The 18,226-nt window shown below is 69.8% G+C and carries 17 protein-coding genes; 3 read left to right on the forward strand and 14 right to left on the reverse strand.

All coding sequences use genetic code 11. The features are described from left to right. From nuoL to AOK15_RS09070, 12 genes are all read right to left on the reverse strand, one after another. On the reverse strand, positions 1-1,749 hold a 1,749-nt coding region (gene nuoL, locus AOK15_RS09015), incomplete at its 3' end, for an NADH-quinone oxidoreductase subunit L (protein WP_055514610.1). A 15-nt stretch (positions 1,750-1,764) separates the two neighbouring features. After that, entirely contained in the window at positions 1,765-2,064 is a 300-nt protein-coding gene (nuoK, locus tag AOK15_RS09020) for an NADH-quinone oxidoreductase subunit NuoK (RefSeq protein WP_009310327.1), read from the reverse strand. After that, the gene (locus tag AOK15_RS09025; protein ID WP_055514613.1) at positions 2,061-2,888 is read right to left on the reverse strand and encodes an NADH-quinone oxidoreductase subunit J; all 828 of its coding nucleotides are present in this window, start codon (positions 2,886-2,888) and stop codon (positions 2,061-2,063) included. Before AOK15_RS09025 ends, nuoK begins: the two co-directional genes overlap by 4 nt. Further along, positions 2,885-3,526, reverse strand: coding sequence for an NADH-quinone oxidoreductase subunit NuoI (gene nuoI / locus AOK15_RS09030; protein ID WP_055514615.1), 642 nt, complete (start codon positions 3,524-3,526; stop codon positions 2,885-2,887). The genes AOK15_RS09025 and nuoI overlap by 4 nt, the downstream gene beginning before the upstream one ends. Then, positions 3,519-4,883: an NADH-quinone oxidoreductase subunit NuoH gene (gene nuoH, locus AOK15_RS09035; protein ID WP_055514617.1), complete on the reverse strand. Its 1,365-nt coding sequence runs from the start codon at positions 4,881-4,883 to the stop codon at positions 3,519-3,521. The genes nuoI and nuoH overlap by 8 nt, the downstream gene beginning before the upstream one ends. Next, positions 4,880-7,384: an NADH-quinone oxidoreductase subunit G gene (locus AOK15_RS09040; protein WP_055514619.1), complete on the reverse strand. Its 2,505-nt coding sequence runs from the start codon at positions 7,382-7,384 to the stop codon at positions 4,880-4,882. The genes nuoH and AOK15_RS09040 overlap by 4 nt, the downstream gene beginning before the upstream one ends. Beyond that, entirely contained in the window at positions 7,381-8,736 is a 1,356-nt protein-coding gene (gene nuoF / locus AOK15_RS09045; protein ID WP_055514621.1) for an NADH-quinone oxidoreductase subunit NuoF, read from the reverse strand. Before nuoF ends, AOK15_RS09040 begins: the two co-directional genes overlap by 4 nt. Further along, positions 8,736-9,566: an NADH-quinone oxidoreductase subunit NuoE gene (gene nuoE, locus AOK15_RS09050; RefSeq protein WP_420876880.1), complete on the reverse strand. Its 831-nt coding sequence runs from the start codon at positions 9,564-9,566 to the stop codon at positions 8,736-8,738. The genes nuoF and nuoE overlap by 1 nt, the downstream gene beginning before the upstream one ends. A gap of 29 nt (positions 9,567-9,595) precedes the next feature. Beyond that, positions 9,596-10,936 carry an NADH-quinone oxidoreductase subunit D gene (locus AOK15_RS09055; RefSeq protein WP_055514624.1) on the reverse strand — a complete coding sequence of 447 codons (1,341 nt, stop codon included), beginning with the start codon at positions 10,934-10,936 and terminating at the stop codon, positions 9,596-9,598. Continuing rightward, the gene (locus AOK15_RS09060) at positions 10,933-11,676 is read right to left on the reverse strand and encodes an NADH-quinone oxidoreductase subunit C (protein WP_055514626.1); all 744 of its coding nucleotides are present in this window, start codon (positions 11,674-11,676) and stop codon (positions 10,933-10,935) included. The genes AOK15_RS09055 and AOK15_RS09060 overlap by 4 nt, the downstream gene beginning before the upstream one ends. Then, complete coding sequence (locus tag AOK15_RS09065) at positions 11,673-12,227, reverse strand: NuoB/complex I 20 kDa subunit family protein (protein ID WP_003998928.1); 555 nt, start codon at positions 12,225-12,227, stop codon at positions 11,673-11,675. Before AOK15_RS09065 ends, AOK15_RS09060 begins: the two co-directional genes overlap by 4 nt. A 15-nt stretch (positions 12,228-12,242) precedes the next feature. Continuing rightward, positions 12,243-12,602 carry an NADH-quinone oxidoreductase subunit A gene (locus AOK15_RS09070; protein WP_009310323.1) on the reverse strand — a complete coding sequence of 120 codons (360 nt, stop codon included), beginning with the start codon at positions 12,600-12,602 and terminating at the stop codon, positions 12,243-12,245. Between the two features lie 713 nt (positions 12,603-13,315). On the opposite strand from AOK15_RS09070, the gene AOK15_RS09075 reads away from it, so the two are divergent. Next, positions 13,316-14,143, forward strand: coding sequence for a C40 family peptidase (locus AOK15_RS09075; protein ID WP_055514628.1), 828 nt, complete (start codon positions 13,316-13,318; stop codon positions 14,141-14,143). Positions 14,144-14,505: 362 nt separating this feature from the next. Here AOK15_RS09075 and AOK15_RS09080 read toward each other — a convergent pair whose 3' ends face one another. Next, positions 14,506-15,810, reverse strand: a complete 1,305-nt coding sequence (locus tag AOK15_RS09080; RefSeq protein ID WP_055514630.1) for a geranylgeranyl reductase family protein — start codon at positions 15,808-15,810, stop codon at positions 14,506-14,508. 119 nt (positions 15,811-15,929) lie between these two features. Between AOK15_RS09080 and AOK15_RS09085 the strand changes: the two genes are divergently transcribed. Next, positions 15,930-16,436 (forward strand): GNAT family N-acetyltransferase, encoded by a 507-nt coding sequence (locus AOK15_RS09085; protein ID WP_055514632.1) that lies wholly within the window; start codon positions 15,930-15,932, stop codon positions 16,434-16,436. Positions 16,437-16,574: 138 nt separating this feature from the next. Further along, positions 16,575-16,898 (forward strand): PASTA domain-containing protein, encoded by a 324-nt coding sequence (locus AOK15_RS09090; protein WP_055514634.1) that lies wholly within the window; start codon positions 16,575-16,577, stop codon positions 16,896-16,898. Positions 16,899-16,943: 45 nt separating this feature from the next. Here AOK15_RS09090 and AOK15_RS09095 read toward each other — a convergent pair. After that, positions 16,944-18,226, reverse strand: a 1,283-nt coding sequence (locus AOK15_RS09095; protein ID WP_055514635.1) for a cation:proton antiporter, incomplete at its 5' end; no start/stop codon positions are given.

An 18,226-nucleotide genomic window follows, 5' to 3' on the forward strand; every position in this document is an offset into this window, starting at 1 on the left:
CCCGCCGCGGACCAGGACCACGTGGTTGAAGTCGTCCTGGTAGAGGTCGCGGCGGGCGGCCCGGGTGAGCAGCGATCCGCGCGGCGCGACGACCGGGACGGGGCGGCGCCCGTACTGGAGCCAGGCGAGGCCGACCCCGATGACCATCACGGCGACCGTGGAGGCGGTGACCGCCGCGGCGCCGATCGGCGGGTGTCCGTGCGCGTGGCCGGTGACGGGCTCCAGCCAGTGGATGAACCGGTCGCCGATGCTGAAGAACCCGCCCGCGAAGACCGATCCGACGGCCAGCACGATCATCGGGATCGTCATGACCTTGGGCGACTCGTGCGGGTGCGGTTCCGCGTGTGCGCCGTGGTGTTCGGCGGCGGGCTCCACGTCCGGTTCCGCCGGGGAGGCGGTCGGCCGGTTGCGCCAGCGCTCCTCGCCGAAGAACGTCATCAGCATCACGCGGGTCATGTAGAACGCGGTGATGGCCGCGCCCAGCAGGGCCACGCCGCCGAGGATCCAGCCCTCGGTGCCGCCCTTGGCGAACGCCGCCTCGATGATCTTGTCCTTGGAGAAGAAGCCGGACAGGCCGGGGAAGCCGATGATGGCGAGGTAGCCGAGGCCGAACGTGATGAACGTGATCGGCATGTACTTGCGCAGGCCGCCGTACCTGCGCATGTCGACCTCGTCGTTCATGCCGTGCATGACCGAGCCGGCGCCGAGGAACAGCCCGGCCTTGAAGAAGCCGTGCGTCACCAGGTGCATGATCGCGAAGACGTAGCCGATGGGGCCGAGGCCCGCGGCGAGCACCATGTAGCCGATCTGCGACATGGTCGAGCCGGCGAGGGCCTTCTTGATGTCGTCCTTCGCGCAACCGACGATCGCACCGAACATCAGCGTGACCGCGCCGACCACGGTGGTCACCAGCTGGGCGTCCGGGGCGGCGTTGAAGATGTCGGCGGAGCGGACGATCAGATAGACGCCGGCGGTGACCATGGTCGCGGCGTGGATGAGGGCCGAGACCGGGGTCGGGCCCTCCATCGCGTCCCCGAGCCAGGACTGCAGCGGCACCTGGGCGGACTTGCCGCACGCGGCGAGCAGCAGCATCAGGGCGATGGCGGTGAGCTTGCCCTCGGTCGCTTCACCGGTGGCCTCCAGGACCGGCCCGAAGGCGAACGTCCCGAAGGTGGTGAACATCAGCATGATGGCGATGGACAGACCGACGTCGCCGACGCGGTTGACCAGGAAGGCCTTCTTCGCGGCGGTGGCGGCGCTGGGCTTGTGCTGCCAGAAGCCGATGAGGAGGTAGGAGGCGAGACCGACGCCCTCCCAGCCGACGTACAGCAGCAGGTAGTTGTCGGCGAGGACGAGCAGCAGCATCGCCGCGAGGAACAGGTTCAGGTAGCCGAAGAAGCGGCGTCGGCGCTCGTCGTGCTCCATGTAGCCGATGGAGTAGACGTGGATGAGCGAGCCGACTCCGGTGATCAGCAGCACGAACGTCATCGACAGCTGGTCGAGTTGGAAGGCGACGTCCGCCTGGAAGCCCCCGACGGGGATCCAGCTGAACAGGAACTGGTGCATCGCACGGTTCTCGGGGTCCTTGCCGAGCATGTCGGCGAAGAGGACGACACCGACGACGAACGAGGCGGCCGCGAGGACCGTGCCGATCCAGTGGCCGACGGCGTCGAGGCGCCGGCCGCCGCACAGCAGGACGGCGGCTCCGAGCAGAGGCGCCGCGATCAGCAGCGCAATCAGGTTCTCCACGATTCTTCCGACCCCTTACAGCTTCATCAGGCTGGCGTCGTCGACCGAGGCCGAGTGGCGGGAACGGAACAGCGACACGATGATCGCGAGTCCGACCACGACCTCCGCGGCGGCGACGACCATCGTGAAGAAGGCGATGATCTGGCCGTCGAGATTGCCGTGCATACGGGAGAACGCGACGAGGGCGAGGTTGCAGGCGTTGAGCATCAGCTCGACGCACATGAACACCACGATCGCGTTCCGCCTGATCAGGACGCCGGTGGCGCCGATCGTGAACAGCAGGGCGGCGAGATACAGGTAGTTGACGGGATTCACTTCGATGCCTCCCCGCTCTTGCCGCTGTTGGTGCGCTCCAGGCGGTCCTCGGCGCGCTGCTCCAGGGCCTTGAGGTCGTTCAGCGCCTCGGTCGACACGTCGCGGACCTGACCGCGGTCCCGCAGTGTCTTGCTGACGGTCAGCTCGGACGGGGTGCCGTCGGGCAGCAGGCCCGCGATGTCGACCGCGTTGTGCCGGGCGTAGACGCCGGGGGCCGGCAGCGGCGGGAGGTGCTTGCCCTCGCGGACGCGCTGCTCGGCCAGTTCCCGCTGGGTCTTGGCGCGCTCGGTGCGCTCGCGGTGGGTGAGCACCATGGCGCCGACGGCGGCCGTGATCAGCAGGGCGCCGGTGAGCTCGAAGGCGAACACGTAGTCGGTGAAGATGAGGGCGGCGAGGCCCTCCACGTTGCCCCCGGAGTTCGCCTGGCCGAGGCCGTTGAACTCGGTGAGCGCCGCGTTGCCGATGCCCGCGACGAGCAGGATGCCGAAGCCGAGGCCGCACAGCAGGGCCAGCCAGCGCTGTCCCTTGATGGTCTCCTTCAGGGAGTCCGCCGCGGTGACGCCGACGAGCATCACCACGAACAGGAACAGCATCATGATCGCGCCGGTGTAGACGACGATCTGCACGATGCCCAGGAAGTAGGCGCCGTTGGCGAGGTAGAACACCGCCAGGATGATCATGGTGCCGGCCAGGCAGAGCGCACTGTGCACGGCCTTCTTCATGAAGACGGTGCACAGGGCGCCGATCACGGCGATCGTGCCGAGCACCCAGAACTGGAAGGCCTCACCGGTGGAGGTCGTGTAGGCCGCGAGTTGCTGCGTCATCGGCCGACCGCCTTCTCCGACGCGGGCTCGTCCTCACCGAGGGTGGAGGCACCCTCCTGCGGCACCTCTCCCTTGGAGAGGGCGACCTGCTGCTCGGTACCGGGCGCGGCCTCGGTGACCAGGCCCCGGTAGTAGTCCTGCTCGTCGGTGCCCGGGTAGATGGCGTGCGGCGTGTCGACCATGCCGTCGTCGAGCCCGGCGAGCAGCTGCTCCTTGGTGTAGATGAGGTTGGCGCGGCTGGAGTCCGCCAGCTCGAACTCGTTGGTCATCGTGAGCGCGCGGGTGGGGCACGCCTCGATGCACAGGCCGCACAGGATGCAGCGGGCGTAGTTGATCTGGTAGACGCGGCCGTACCGCTCGCCCGGCGAGTAGCGCTCCTCGTCCGTGTTGTCCGCGCCCTCCACGTAGATCGCGTCGGCGGGACAGGCCCAGGCGCACAGCTCGCAGCCCACGCACTTCTCCAGGCCGTCCGGATGGCGGTTGAGCTGGTGCCGGCCGTGGAACCGCGGGGCGGTGGTCTTCTCCTGTTCCGGGTACTGCTCGGTCAGCCGCTTCTTGAACATGGCCTTGAAGGTCACGCCGAAGCCGGCGACGGGGTTCTGGAAACCCGGCTTGGTCTCCTTGGGCTCATCAGCCATCGGACGCCTCCCTCCCATTCGAAGATCCGTCACTGTCAGTATCGGACCCACCACTGACAATCAGCTCCCGCTCGCGGCGCGGACGCCTGCGCGGCACCGGCGGGAGGATCTGTCCGGGCAGGGGCGGTACGGGGTATCCGCCGGCCATCGGGTCGAAGGCGGCCGGTTCGGCGGGCCGGTCCTGGCTCTCGCGCTTGTCGCGGAAGATGTCCGCGACGAACGACAGCAGGAACAGGACGACGACGGCACCGGCGACGTACAGCGCGATCTGGGCGAAGTCGTAGTTCTCGTTGCGCAGGGTCCGCACGGTCGCCACCAGCATCAGCCAGACCACGGAGACCGGCAGGAGGACCTTCCAGCCGAGCTTCATCAGCTGGTCGTAGCGGACGCGTGGGAGTGTGCCGCGCAGCCAGATGAAGAAGAACAGCAGCAGTTGCACCTTCACCACGAACCAGAGCATCGGCCACCAGCCGTGGTTGGCGCCCTCCCAGAAGGTGCTGATGGGCCAGGGGGCCCGCCAGCCGCCGAGGAAGAGGGTCACCGACACCGCCGAGACCGTCACCATGTTCACGTACTCGGCGAGCATGAACATCGCGAACTTGATCGACGAGTACTCGGTGTTGAAGCCGCCGACCAGGTCGCCCTCGGACTCCGGCATGTCGAACGGGGCGCGGTTGGTCTCGCCGACCATGGTCACGATGTAGATCACGAACGAGACCGGCAGCAGCACGATGTACCAGCGGTCCTGCTGGGCCTCGACGATCGCCGATGTCGACATCGACCCGGAGTAGAGGAACACCGAGGCGAACGCGGCACCCATGGCGATCTCGTAGGAGATCATCTGCGCGCAGGACCGCAGGCCGCCCAGCAGCGGGTAGGTGGATCCGGAGCTCCAGCCCGCCAGGACGATGCCGTAGATGCCGACCGAGGCGACCGCGAGGACGTAGAGCATCGCGATCGGCAGGTCGGTGAGCTGCATCGTGGTGCGCTGGCCGAGGATCGAGATCTCGTTGCCCGCGGGGCCGAAGGGGATCACCGCGATCGCCATGAAGGCCGGGATGGCCGCGACGATCGGCGCGAGGACGTAGACGACCTTGTCCGCGCGTTTGACGATGACGTCTTCCTTGAGCATCAGCTTGATGCCGTCGGCGAGCGACTGGAGCATGCCCCAGGGGCCGTGCCGGTTGGGGCCGATGCGCAGCTGCATCCAGGCGACGACCTTGCGCTCCCACACGATGGAGAACAGCACGGTGATCATCAGGAAGGCGAAGCAGAACACGGCCTTGATGACGACCAGCCACCAGGGGTCGCGGCCGAACATCGAGAGGTCTTCAGCGGCGAGGTAGTACGCGCTCATGCCTCCACCTCCTCGGGGGCCTCGGCGGCGAGCGTCGCGGGGCCGATGCGGACGAGTGCGCCGGGCAGCGCCCCGGTGTCGGAGGCGACGCCCGAGCCGGCGGAGTTCAGCGGCAGCCAGACGACGCGGTCGGGCATGTCGGTGATCTCCAGCGGGAGTGCGACGACGCCCTCGGGCCCGGTGACCGCCAGCAGGTCACCGTTCTTGACGCCTGCCTCGGCGGCCGTCGCGGCGGACAGGCGCGCGTGCGCGGCGTGCCGGGTGCCGGCGAGCGCCTCGTCGCCGTCCTGGAGGCGGCCCTGGTCGAGCAGCAGCCGGTGTCCGGCGAGGACGGCCTCCCCCGCGGCGGGCCGGGGCAGCCCGGCGGCGATCTCCACGGGCTCGGTGGCCCGCGGACCGTCCCAGGCGCCGAGCCGGTCCAGCTCCGCGCGCGTGGTGCGCAGGTCGGGCAGTCCGAGGTGGACGTCCATCGCGTCGGCGAGCATCTGCAGCACCCGCCCGTCGGTGGGTGCCAGACGGCGGGTCATCTGGTCGGGCTTGAGCGCGGCCTCGAACGGCCGGACCCTGCCTTCCCAGTTGATGAAGCTGCCCGCCTTCTCGGCGACGGCGGCGACCGGGAGGACGACGTCGGCGTGGTCGGTGACCTCGCTGGGCCGCAGTTCCAGGGAGACCAGGAAGCCCACCGCGGCGAGCGCCTCACGCGCGCGTGCCGGGTCGGGCAGGTCGGCGACCTCGACACCGGCCACCACCAGGGCCCCGAGCTCTCCGGTGGCGGCGGCCTCGACGATCTGCCCGGTGTCGCGGCCGTAGCGCAGCGGGAGCTGGGCGACGCCCCAGGCGGAGGCGATCTCGTCACGCGCGCGGGGGTCGGTGGCCGGGCGTCCGCCCGGCAGCAGCGACGGCAGCGCGCCGGCCTCGATGGCACCGCGCTCCCCGGCCCGGCGGGGGATCCACACCAGCCGGGCGCCGGTGAGAGCGGCGGCCCGTACGGCGGCGGTGAGTCCGCCGGCCACACCGCCGAGCCGCTCGCCGACGACGATGACGGCGCCCTCGGTGCGCAGCGCCGTGGCGGCCTCGGTGCCGTCCCCTTCGAGTCCGGCGCCGCTCGCGAGGGCGTCCAGCCACTCGGTCTCGGTGCCGGGCGCGGCGGGCAGCAGCGTCCCGCCGGCCTTCTCCAGACCCCGGGTGGCGTGCGTGGCGAGCGAGAACACCCGCATCTTGTGCTTGCGCCAGGCCTTGCGGAGCCTCAGGAAGACACCGGGTGCCTCCTCCTCGGCCTCGAACCCGACCAGGAGGACGGCGGGTGCCTTCTCCAGGGCGGCGTAGGTGACGCCCTTGCCGTCGAGGTCGTGGCCGCGGCCGGCGACCCGGGCGGCCAGGAAGTCGGCCTCCTCGCCGCTGTGCACGCGCGCGCGGAAGTCGATGTCGTTGGTGTCGAGCGCCACGCGCGCGAACTTGCTGTACGCGTAGGCGTCCTCGACGGTGAGCCGGCCGCCGGTCAGGACACCGGCCCTGCCGCGCGCGGCGAGCAGCCCCTGGGCGGCGGCCTCCAGGGCCTCCGGCCAGGACGCCGGTTCCAGGACGCCCTGCTCGTTGCGGACGAGGGGGGTGGTCAGCCGGTCGGGGCGCTGCGCGTAGCGGAACCCGAAGCGGCCCTTGTCGCAGATCCACTCCTCGTTGACCTGGGGGTCGTCGGCGGCGAGCCGCCGCATGACCTTGCCGCGCCGGTGGTCGGTGCGGGTGGCGCAGCCACCGGAGCAGTGCTCGCACACGGACGGCGAGGAGACGAGGTCGAAGGGCCGGGAGCGGAATCGGTACGCCGCCGAGGTCAGCGCGCCGACCGGGCAGATCTGGATGGTGTTGCCGGAGAAGTACGACTCGAACGGGTCGCCCTCGCCGGTGCCGACCTGCTGGAGCGCGCCCCGTTCCAGCAGTTCGATCATCGGGTCGCCGGCGACCTGGTTGGAGAAACGGGTGCAGCGGGCGCACAGCACGCACCGCTCGCGGTCGAGGAGCACCTGCGCGGAGATCGGTACGGGCTTCTCGTAGGTGCGCTTGCGGCCCTCGAAGCGGGATTCGGACTGGCCGTGCGACATGGCCTGGTTCTGCAGGGGGCACTCGCCGCCCTTGTCGCAGACGGGGCAGTCCAGGGGGTGGTTGATGAGGAGGAGCTCCATCACCCCCTTCTGTGCCTTCTCGGCGACCGGGGAGGTGAGTTGAGTCCGGACGACCATCCCGTCCGTACAGGTGATCGTGCAGGAGGCCATGGGCTTGCGCTGGCCCTCGACCTCGACGATGCACTGGCGGCAGGCGCCCGCGGGGTCGAGGAGGGGGTGGTCGCAGAAGCGGGGGATCTCGATGCCGAGCTGTTCGGCGGCCCGGATGACCAGGGTGCCCTTGGGCACGCTGATGTCGACGCCGTCGATGGTCAGCGAGACGAGGTCTTCCGGCGGGACCGCCGCCTCTCCCCCTCCGGAGGGAGCGCTGGTGGTCACAGTCATGCGTTCACCTCCGCGTGCTTGTCCTTGTCGGCCCAGACGGTCGACCTGGCGGGGTCGAAGGGGCAGCCCCGGCCCGTGATGTGGTCCTCGTACTCCTCGCGGAAGTACTTCAGGGAGGAGAAGATCGGTGAGGCGGCGCCGTCGCCGAGGGCGCAGAACGACTTGCCGTTGATGTTGTCGGCGATGTCGTTGAGCTTGTCGAGGTCGCTCATGACGCCCTTGCCGGCCTCGATGTCGCGCAGCAGCTGGACGAGCCAGTACGTGCCCTCGCGGCAGGGGGTGCACTTGCCGCAGGACTCGTGGGCGTAGAACTCGGTCCAGCGGGTGACGGCCCGGACGACGCAGGTGGTCTCGTCGAAGCACTGGAGCGCCTTGGTGCCGAGCATGGAGCCCGCGGCGCCCACTCCTTCGTAGTCGAGGGGGACGTCGAGGTGCTCGTCGGTGAACATCGGGGTCGAGGAGCCGCCCGGTGTCCAGAACTTGAGGCGGTGGCCGGGGCGCATGCCGCCGCTCATCTCCAGCAGCTGGCGCAGGGTGACGCCGAGCGGGGCCTCGTACTGGCCGGGGCTGGCGACGTGGCCGCTGAGGGAGTAGAGCGTGAAGCCGGGGGACTTCTCGCTGCCCATCGAGCGGAACCATTCCTTGCCCCGGTGCAGGATGGCGGGAACCGACGCGATCGACTCGACGTTGTTCACGACAGTGGGACAGGCGTAGAGGCCTTCCACGGCAGGGAAGGGGGGACGCAGTCGCGGTTGACCACGGCGGCCTTCGAGCGAGTCGAGCAGCGCGGTCTCCTCACCGCAGATGTACGCGCCGGCGCCCGCGTGCACGGTGATGTCGAGGTCGAGTCCGCTGCCCAGGATGTTCTCGCCGAGGTAGCCGGCCTCGTAGGCCTCGCGTACGGCCTCGTGCAACCGCCGCAGTACGGGGACGACTTCACCCCGCAGATAGATGAAGGCGTGCGACGACCGGATCGCGTAGCACGCGATGATCATGCCCTCGATGAGGCTGTGCGGGTTCGCGAAGAGGAGCGGGATGTCCTTGCAGGTGCCGGGCTCCGACTCGTCGGCGTTGACGACGAGATAGTGCGGCTTTCCGTCCCCCTGCGGAATGAACTGCCATTTCATCCCGGTGGGGAAGCCGGCGCCGCCGCGACCGCGCAGACCGGATTCCTTGACGTACGCGATGAGGTCGTCCGGCGTCATGGCGAGCGCCTTGCGGAGTCCCTCGTACCCGTCGTGCCGCCGGTAGACGTCCAGCGTCCAGGACCTGTCCTCGTCCCAGAAGGCCGACAGCACGGGTGCGAGCAGCTTCTCGGGGCTGGTGCCCTTGATCTCGGGTGCCAACGTCATCACTCCCCCTCCTCGGCGGTGGGCCCTGCCGGGTGGGCTGGGTCGGAGGCCGATGTCTCCTGCGGCGCGTCGTGCGAGCTGAGGTGCTCGCCCGGTGACGGCTCGTGCACCGTGTCCTGCGGCTCGTCGTGCGGGCCGCCGTCCCGTGGGTGGACCACGCGCGCGGTTCCGGCCTCGCCCTTGGCCAGGCGGAGGCCCACCAGGGAGGCGGGTCCGGCGCCGCCGGTCGCCTCGACGGCCCCGGGCCGCTCGTCGGGGAAGCCGGCGAGGATCCGCGCGGTCTCCTTGAAGGTGCACAGCGGCGCCCCGCGCGTGGGCTCGACCTGTACGCCGCCCCGCAGGTCGTCCACGAGCCGCTTGGCGCTGTCGACGGTCTGGTTGTCGAAGAACTCCCAGTTGACCATCACGACCGGTGCGAAGTCGCAGGCCGCGTTGCACTCGATGTGCTCCAGGGTGACCTTGCCGTCGTCGGTGGTCTCGCCGTTGCCGACGCTCAGGTGCTCCTGGAGCGCCTCGAAGATCGCGTCGCCGCCCATCACCGCGCACAGGGTGTTGGTGCAGACGCCGACCTGGTAGTCACCGCTCGGCCTGCGCCGGTACATGGTGTAGAAGGTGGCGACCGCGGTGACCTCGGCCGTGGTCAGGCCCAGCACCTCGGCGCAGAACCGCATGCCGGTGCGCGTGACGTGGCCCTCCTCGGACTGCACGAGGTGCAGCAACGGCAGCAGGGCGGACCGGGAGTCGGGGTAGCGGGCGACGACCTCGGCCGCGTCCCGCTCCAGCCGGGCTCGAACGTCGTCCGGGTAGTCGGGCGCGGGCAGCTGGGGCATGCCCAGGCTGACGCCGTCAGGGGTGGTGGTCACCGGTCGACGCCTCCCATCACGGGGTCGATGGACGCGACGGCGACGATGACGTCGGCGACCTGGCCGCCCTCGCACATCGCCGCCATGGTCTGCAGGTTGGTGAAGGACGGGTCGCGGAAGTGGACCCGGAAGGGGCGGGTGCCTCCGTCGGACACGACGTGCACCCCGAGTTCGCCCTTGGGTGACTCGACCGCCGCGTACGCCTGTCCCGGCGGCACGCGGAAGCCTTCGGTCACCAGCTTGAAGTGGTGGATCAGGGCCTCCATGGAGGTGCCCATGATCTTCTTGATGTGGTCCAGGGAGTTGCCGAGTCCGTCCGGTCCGAGGGCGAGCTGGGCGGGCCAGGCGATCTTCTTGTCCTCGACCATGACCGGTCCCGGCTGCAACCGGTCCAGGCACTGCTCGACGATCCTGAGCGACTGGCGCATCTCCTCCAGCCGGATCAGGAAGCGGCCGTAGGAGTCGCAGGTGTCGGCGGTCGGGACGTCGAAGTCGTACGTCTCGTAGCCGCAGTACGGCTGGGCCTTGCGCAGGTCGTGCGGGAGGCCGGCGGAGCGCAGGATCGGGCCGGTGGCGCCGAGGGCCATGCAGCCGGCCAGGTCGAGGTAGCCGACGTCCTGCATACGGGCCTTGAAGATGGGGTTCCCGGTGGCGAGCTTGTCGTACTCGGGGAGGTTCTTGTCCATCTTCTTCACGAACTCGCGGATCTGGTCCACCGCGCCGGGCGGCAGGTCCTGGGCGAGTCCGCCGGGCCGGATGTACGCGTGGTTCATGCGCAGGCCGGTGATGAGCTCGTAGATGTCGAGAATGAGTTCACGATCACGAAAGCCGTAGATCATGATCGTGGTGGCGCCCAGCTCCATGCCGCCGGTGGCGATGCACACCAGGTGGGAGGAGAGCCGGTTCAGCTCCATCAGGAGCACGCGGATGATCGTGGCGCGGTCCGGGATCTGGTCCTCGATGCCGAGGAGCTTCTCGACCGCGAGGCAGTACGCCGTCTCGTTGAAGAACGGCGTCAGGTAGTCCATGCGCGTCACGAACGTGGTGCCCTGCGTCCACGTGCGGTACTCGAGGTTCTTCTCGATGCCGGTGTGGAGGTAGCCGATGCCGCAGCGGGCCTCGGTGACGGTCTCGCCGTCGATCTCCAGGATGAGCCGGAGCACACCGTGGGTGGACGGGTGCTGGGGGCCCATGTTGACGATGATGCGCTCGTCGTCGGACCTCGCCGCGGTCTCGGCGACCTCGTCCCAGTCGCCGCCGGTGACCGTGTAGACGGTGCCCTCGGTGGTCTCGCGCGCCGAGGCGGCGGACTCGGCCGATGCGTGCTGCGTGCTCATGAGTACGACCTCCGCTGGTCCGGAGCCGGGATCTGGGCGCCCTTGTACTCGACGGGGATGCCGCCGAGGGGATAGTCCTTGCGCTGCGGGAAGCCCTGCCAGTCGTCCGGCATCATGATCCGCGTCAGCGCGGGGTGGCCGTCGAAGACGATGCCGTAGAAGTCGTACGTCTCGCGCTCGTGCCAGTCGTTCGTCGGGTAGACGGCGACGAGCGACGGGATGTGCGGGTCGGCGTCGGGGGCGGAGACCTCCAGGCGGATCAGCCGGTTGTGGGTGATCGACCGCAGGTGGTAGACGGCGTGCAGTTCGCGGCCCTTGTCGCCCGGGTAGTGGACGCCGCTCACGCCCGTGCACAGTTCGAAGCGCAGGGCCGGGTCGTCTCGGAGGGTGCGGGCGACGGCCGGCAGGAACTCGCGCTCGATGTGGAAGGTGATCTCCCCGCGGTCGACGACGGTCCTGTCGATCACGTTCTCGGGGACGAGGCCCTGTTCCTCCAGGGCGCCCTCCAGCTCGTCGGCGACCTCGTCGAACCAGCCGCCGTAGGGGCGGGTGGCCGGGCCGGGGAGCCGGATGGAGCGGACCAGGCCGCCGTAGCCGGAGGTGTCGCCGCCCTTGTCGGCGCCGAACATGCCGCGCTGGACGCGGATCTCCTCGCCGCCGTCGCCACGCTGGCCGGGGAGGTTGGAGGCGGAGAGGTCCTTCTCGGGGTTGGGTCCGCCGTTGCCGTTCGCGGCGCTCATCGCAGCAGCCCCTTCATCTCGATGGTGGGGAGCGCCTTGAGCGCGGCTTCCTCGGCCTCACGGGCCGCTTCCTCCGCGTTCACGCCGAGCTTGGACGTCTGGATCTTCTGGTGGAGCTTGAGGATCGCGTCCATCAGCATCTCGGGCCGCGGCGGGCAGCCGGGGAGATAGATGTCGACAGGGACGATGTGGTCGACGCCCTGGACGATCGCGTAGTTGTTGAACATGCCGCCGGACGACGCGCAGACCCCCATGGAGATCACCCACTTCGGGTTGGGCATCTGGTCGTAGACCTGCCGCAGCACCGGCGCCATCTTCTGGCTGACCCGGCCGGCCACGATCATCAGGTCCGCCTGGCGCGGCGAGCCGCGGAACACCTCCATGCCGAAGCGCGCCAGGTCGTAGCGGCCCGCGCCCGTGGTCATCATCTCGATGGCGCAGCAGGCGAGGCCGAAGGTGGCGGGGAAGACGGACGCCTTGCGCACCCAGCCCGCGGCCTGCTCGACGGTGGTCAGCAGGAAGCCGCTCGGCAGTTTTTCTTCGAGTCCCATGGTCTTAAAGGCCCCTCAGTCCCATTCCAGGCCGCCGCGACGCCAGACGTACGCGTAGGCGACGAAGACGGTGAGCACGAAGAGCAGCATCTCCACGAGCCCGAAAACACCCAGGGCGTCGAAGGTGACGGCCCAGGGGTAGAGGAAGACGATCTCGATGTCGAAGACGATGAAGAGCATCGCCGTCAGGTAGTACTTGATGGGGAAACGCCCGCCGCCGGCCGGCGTGGGGGTGGGCTCGATTCCGCACTCGTAGGCCTCGAGCTTGGCCCGGTTGTAGCGCTTCGGGCCGATCAGAGTGGCCATGATCACGGAGAAGATCGCAAAGCCTGCCCCGAGGGCTCCCAGTACGAGGATGGGCGCATAGGCGTTCACCGCTCCTCGCTCCTCTCAGTCGGCACTGACTGCTGGCGGTTGCGTGGACCGGCTCTCTGCCCCACCTGTCCCACGAACACCGCCTGTCCCGACGAAGATCGCGAACATGTGAAGCAGGTCACAAGCCCAACTGCCCCGCATCCTATGCCTGCGGGTCTGTGATCTGCGACACGGGGTACGGCACCGAGTTTGTGATCTCCACCACCTGACGAAGGATCATGAAGTCGGATGAGCGGCGATCTTCATACACGAAGCGCCAGACTGATCACCAGAAGTGACAATTTCGATCGTCGTCGCAGGTGAGAGGGTGCGTCTCCATATCAAGAGAGTTCCTCTGCATGCAAATTGGTGCTGGACGGGAGCGCTTGCTAGAGGGTCGCGTTCACACATCAGAGGGAGACGCAGTGACGAATGTGGACGCGTGCACGCGTTCACGAGCGGGCGCGGCCGGCGATCATGAGCGCGCAGCGGCCGCGCCGGTGATCACTCTGTGACCTGCGCCACATCACATCGAGATCAAATCCACCGAGCTTGGCCACTCGGTGCGATCGATGGTAAGCGCAGGGCAATTCGGACGTAATCGCGAAAGCGCATGATCAAGGGCTTGACCGGCCGTGTCCACTTTGCCCGTTACGCCGTCAATAAAGAGGGGCGCGCAGGGAATTTGGGGCTTCCGTTGAACAACTGTGGCGCACCACACGTTGCTTGAAGGTATGGAGGAGCCCCTGGTACCGCTTGTACCCATGTCCCACACCGCTCACATACGCAGCCACCGGAAGCCCCGCCGCAACGCGTCGTCCTCGATCGCGGTGCGCGCCGGAGTCGCCGGTGGCATCCTCAGCACCGTGGCCGTGGCCGGCGCGTCAGCGCAGGCCGTCGCCGCGGAGTCGGTGACGCAGACCCTCGAACTGCCCACCCTCACGGCCGACCTGGCCACGCAGGCAGCGCAGTCCGCGGACGCGACGCAGCAGATGGCGGCCGACTACCAGCTGCAGGCCGAGCGTGACGCGGCCGCGGAGGCGGCGGCCAAGCAGGCCGACAAGGACCTGGCGAAGGCCAAGAAGGAAGAGGCCCGCAAGAAGGCCGCCGAGGAGGCCGAGCGCAAGGCGGCCGCCGAGCGCGCCTCGCGGGACAGCACGCGCACGACCCTCACCACGAACTCCGCCTCGACGGCCCCGCCGGCCAGCGGCAGCGTCGAGACGGTCATCGCCTTCCTCGAGGCCCAGCTGGGCGACGCGTACGTCATGGGCGCCACGGGGCCCAACGCGTGGGACTGCTCGTCGCTGGTGCAGGCCGCGTTCAAGCAGGTCGGCGTGAGCCTCCCGCGGGTCTCGCAGGACCAGTCGATGCAGGGCACGGACATCCCGCTGTCCCAGATCCAGCGCGGAGACATCCTGTACTGGGGCGGCAAGGGTTCCGCCTACCACGTGGGTGTCTACCTCGGTGGCGGCAAGTACCTCGACGCGGCGAACCCCTCCAAGGGCGTCGTCATCCAGGACCTGTCGGGCTACCCGGCGTCGGGCGCGGTGCGCGTGCTCTGAGAGCCGGTCCGCCGACCGCTCGCCGTACGGAAGGGCCGTCCGCCCCTTGGGGCAGGCGGCCCTCCGGCGTGCCCGCGTACGGGCCGTGGCGGGCCCTGGGAGGGCCGTTCGGTCCGGGCCGAGGGTGCGCTGAGGACCGAGGCGGCGAGAGCGCTCGTCGGCACGCTTCAGGCGCTCCGGCCCCGCAATCGGTGATGCTTCCGGGCGTTGCGTGACGAAAGGGACGCCGGTGAACCGGACACCGGTGGACGGGACTCCGGTGGGAGGGACCCCGGTGAACAGGGCGCCGGTGAACGGCTCCGAAAGGCTCCGGGCCCCGGGGCTTTCGCGTCCGGGGCCCGGAACGGGGCGTGTTCGGCCCGTCAGGCCTTGGGGGCCACCTTCGACAGGCCGTTGATGACGCGGTCCATCGCGTCACCGCCGGTCGGGTCGGTGAGGTTGGCGAGGAGCTTCAGCGTGAACTTCATCAGCATCGGGTGGGTGAGGCCCCGCTGCGTGGCGAGCTTCATGACCTTGGGGTTGCCGATGAGCTTCACGAAGGCCCGGCCCAGCGTGTAGTAGCCGCCGTAGGTGTCCTTCAGGACCTGCGGGTAGCGCTGGAGGGCGAGTTCACGCTGGCCGGGGGTAGCGCGGGCGTGCGCCTGGACGATGACGTCGGCGGCGATCTGGCCGGACTCCATGGCGTAGGCGATGCCCTCGCCGTTGAACGGGTTCACGAGACCGCCGGCGTCCCCGACGAGCAGCAGGCCCTTGGTGTAGTGGGGCTTGCGGTTGAAGGCCATGGGGAGGGCGGCGCCGCGGATCGGGCCGGTCATGTTCTCGGGGGTGTAACCCCACTCCTCCGGCATCGACGCGCACCAGGCCTTGAGGATCTCGCGCCAGTCGAGCTCCTTGAAGGCGGCGGAGGTGTTGAGGACGCCCAGGCCGACGTTGGACGTGCCGTCGCCCATACCGAAGATCCAGCCGTAGCCGGGCAGCAGGCGGTCCTCGCCCGGGCCGCGCCGGTCCCACAGCTCCAGCCAGGACTCCAGGTAGTCGTCGTCGTGGCGCGGGGACGTGAAGTACGTGCGGACGGCGACGCCCATCGGGCGGTCCTCGCGGCGGTGCAGGCCCATCGCGAGGGAGAGGCGGCTGGAGTTGCCGTCGGCGGCCACCACCAGCGGCGCGTGGAAGGTGACTTCCTGCTTCTCGCCCGAGTCCGGGTCGCCGAGCTTGGCCTTGACGCCGATGATGCGGCCCGTGCGGTCGTCGATGACGGGGCCGCTCACGTTGCAGTTCTCGTGGAGGCGGGCGCCGGCCTTCTGGGCCTGGCGGGCGAGCTGCTCGTCGAAGTCGTCACGCTTGCGGACGAGTCCGTAGTCGGGGTACGAGGCGAGATCCGGCCAGTCGAGCTGGAGGCGGACGCCGCCACCGATGATCCGCAGCCCCTTGTTGCGGAGCCAGCCGGCCTCCTCGGAGATGTCGATGCCCATGGACACCAGCTGCTTGGTCGCGCGGGGCGTGAGGCCGTCGCCGCAGACCTTCTCCCTCGGGAAGCTGGTCTTCTCCAGCAGGAGCACGTCCAGCCCGGCCTTCGCCAGGTAGTACGCGGTGGTGGAACCGGCTGGTCCGGCCCCGACGACGATCACATCGGCGGTGTGTTCGGTAAGGGGCTGGGGCTCGGTCACGACGGGTTCTCCCCAAGAGGTAGTTGGAGCACTGGAAGACCAGAAAACAGGTGCCGACAAGCATCGGACATGGGCAGTCTATTCAGCGGAACCTGATCACCGGCTGAAGGGCTGCCCCTGTGAACCGAGCTCTGCCCGACGTACGGCTGCGCGTCCCCACCGACGAGGACGCCTTCGCGTGGCACCGGATCTTCGACGACCCCGACGTCATGGAGTTCCACGGCGGCCGGGCCGCCGAGCTGTCCGTCTACGAGGAGCTCACGGCACGCCAGCGTCGTCACGACGCCGAGTACGGGTTCTGCCTGTGGACCATGCTCGACGAGGAGGGCCGGGCCATCGGCTTCACCGGCGCCCAGCCGTGGCCGCAGACCTGGGGGCCGGCCGGCGAGATCGAGATCGGCTGGCGGCTCGCCCGCGACCACTGGGGCAAGGGGTATGTGACGGCCGCCGCCCTGCTGACCCTGGAGCGGGTGCGGGCGGCCGGCGTCCAGAACGTCGTCGCCATGGTCAACGCCCGCAACGAGCGCTCGATCGCGGTCACCCGACGGCTGGGCATGGAGCTGGCGGAGACCTTCACGACGCCCGTCTCCCAGCAGGTGGGCCACTGCTACCGGCTGGCCCTCTGAGCCGCCGACCGGGACTCCGGGGCCACCCAACCCCCGTTTCGTGACGCAGAGTAGCGATTTTCGGCAGATCGCCACGCACCGCTTCCGAACGGACATCCCCGGCGGCTACCCTGCGGGTACCGCTGGGGGTGAACGTCTGTGCGCTTGACACCCAAGTCATTCGAAGTGCGTGTGCCTCGGTTCGTCGGTCTGATGGCCGTGGACGCGCGTGAGACGGCCGCGGCGAGCGGGGTCGGGCTGGCCGCCGGTGACCGGCCCGACGTCGAACTCGCCGTCGTGGACTACGTCGTACGGCAGTACCCGCCGCCGGGTGTCGAGGTACCTCGAGGCGCGGTGGTGACCGTCTGGTTCGAGCTCGGCGACGACGGCGGGGGTGTGCGCGAACCCCGGCGCGGCGGCCCTCCCCCCGGGTTGCACAGGGAGTTGGACGAACCGGGGGCACCGTTCTCGCTGCGGCGGTAGGGCCGCGGCGGCGCGGCGGGCCCCCTCCGCCGCGCCGGACCTCCGCTACTTCTGCAGGAACAGGACCGCGACCGCCACTCCCCCGCCGACCACGAAGGCCGCCGCGATGGTGAGGATCCACATCAGCGCCCGGCCGCGCGGCTTCGCGACGGGCCCGGCCGGGAGCTGATGGCCGATCTCGACCATCGGCACCTCGTACGGCTCGACAGGCTGGGCCGGATGCGTCGCCGACTGGTCCTGCGGCGTCGGAAGACTGGCCGGCGTCGGAAGACTGGCCGGGGTCGGCAGGCTGGGCGAGGTCGGCAGGCTCTGCGAGGTCGGCTGGCCCTGCGGAGTCGGCTGACTGTACGGGGTCGGCTGGCTCTGCGGCGGTGGATAGCTCTGCGGGGTCGGCCGGCTCTGGACCGGCGGCGCTCCCTGCATCGTGCCGTAGGCCGCGGGGCCGCTCGGCATCGCCGGGAACGGGGGTGCGATCACGCCCGTGCGGGCCCCGGCCATCTGCACCAGATAGGGGGCCAGGAACGCCGCCGCGAAGATCCAGACCAGGCCGAAGAGCATGGCCTCGGCGAAGTTGAGGCCCACGTCGACCTGGCCGGCGGCGGAGAGGTCGGCCCCGAAGTTGCTCGTGGCGGAGCCGGACGCCTCCATGGCGAAGCCGCTGACGCCGGTGAGGAGGAGGAAGAGGCCGAAGAAGACACCGGCGGCGAGGAGTTGCTCACCCCGGCCCGAGGACCGGCGGGCGGCCAGGACGCCGAGGACCAGGGCGCAGACCGCGCCGAGCGCCAACGCGCCCACGACCGCCCAGTCGTTGACGGCGTCGCCCAGGTCGGACAGCCCGAACGACTCGCGTTCGAAGCCGCCGTAGGGGCTGGACCCGCCGAAGCCGTAGTCGCCGGAGTCGCCCCCGTAGGAGCCGTTCCCGTACGAGTCGTCGCCGTACGACGAGTCGTCCCCGTACCGCGAGCGGCCCGCCTCGCCCTCGACGGACGCGCCCCAGGAGATGCCGAGGAAGGTGACGGCGATGTTGGGGAGGATGAACAGCGCGATCAGCAGCGGATTGACGTCGTCCTCCCAGTCGGCCCGGAGCTCGTCGCTCGACGCGAGGGTGATGAGGGCGACGAGCGAGCAGAGGGCGAGCACGATCGCCATGGCGCGTACGGCCGTTCCGGTCGCCCGGAACAGGGAGCGCGGGCCGGGACGCACGGCCAGCCAGGCGGCCAGGTCGTCGCGGTGCAGCACACCGCCCGAGACGGCGGCGGTGAGCACCAGCGCGCCGAGGGCGGCGAGCCAGGGTGACGTGGAGACCTCGGCGAGGGCGACCGTCGGCT

Origin of the sequence: Streptomyces ossamyceticus (assembly GCF_001418475.1) — a bacterium.
GTDB classification, from domain to species: Bacteria; Actinomycetota; Actinomycetes; order Streptomycetales; family Streptomycetaceae; genus Streptomyces; species Streptomyces ossamyceticus.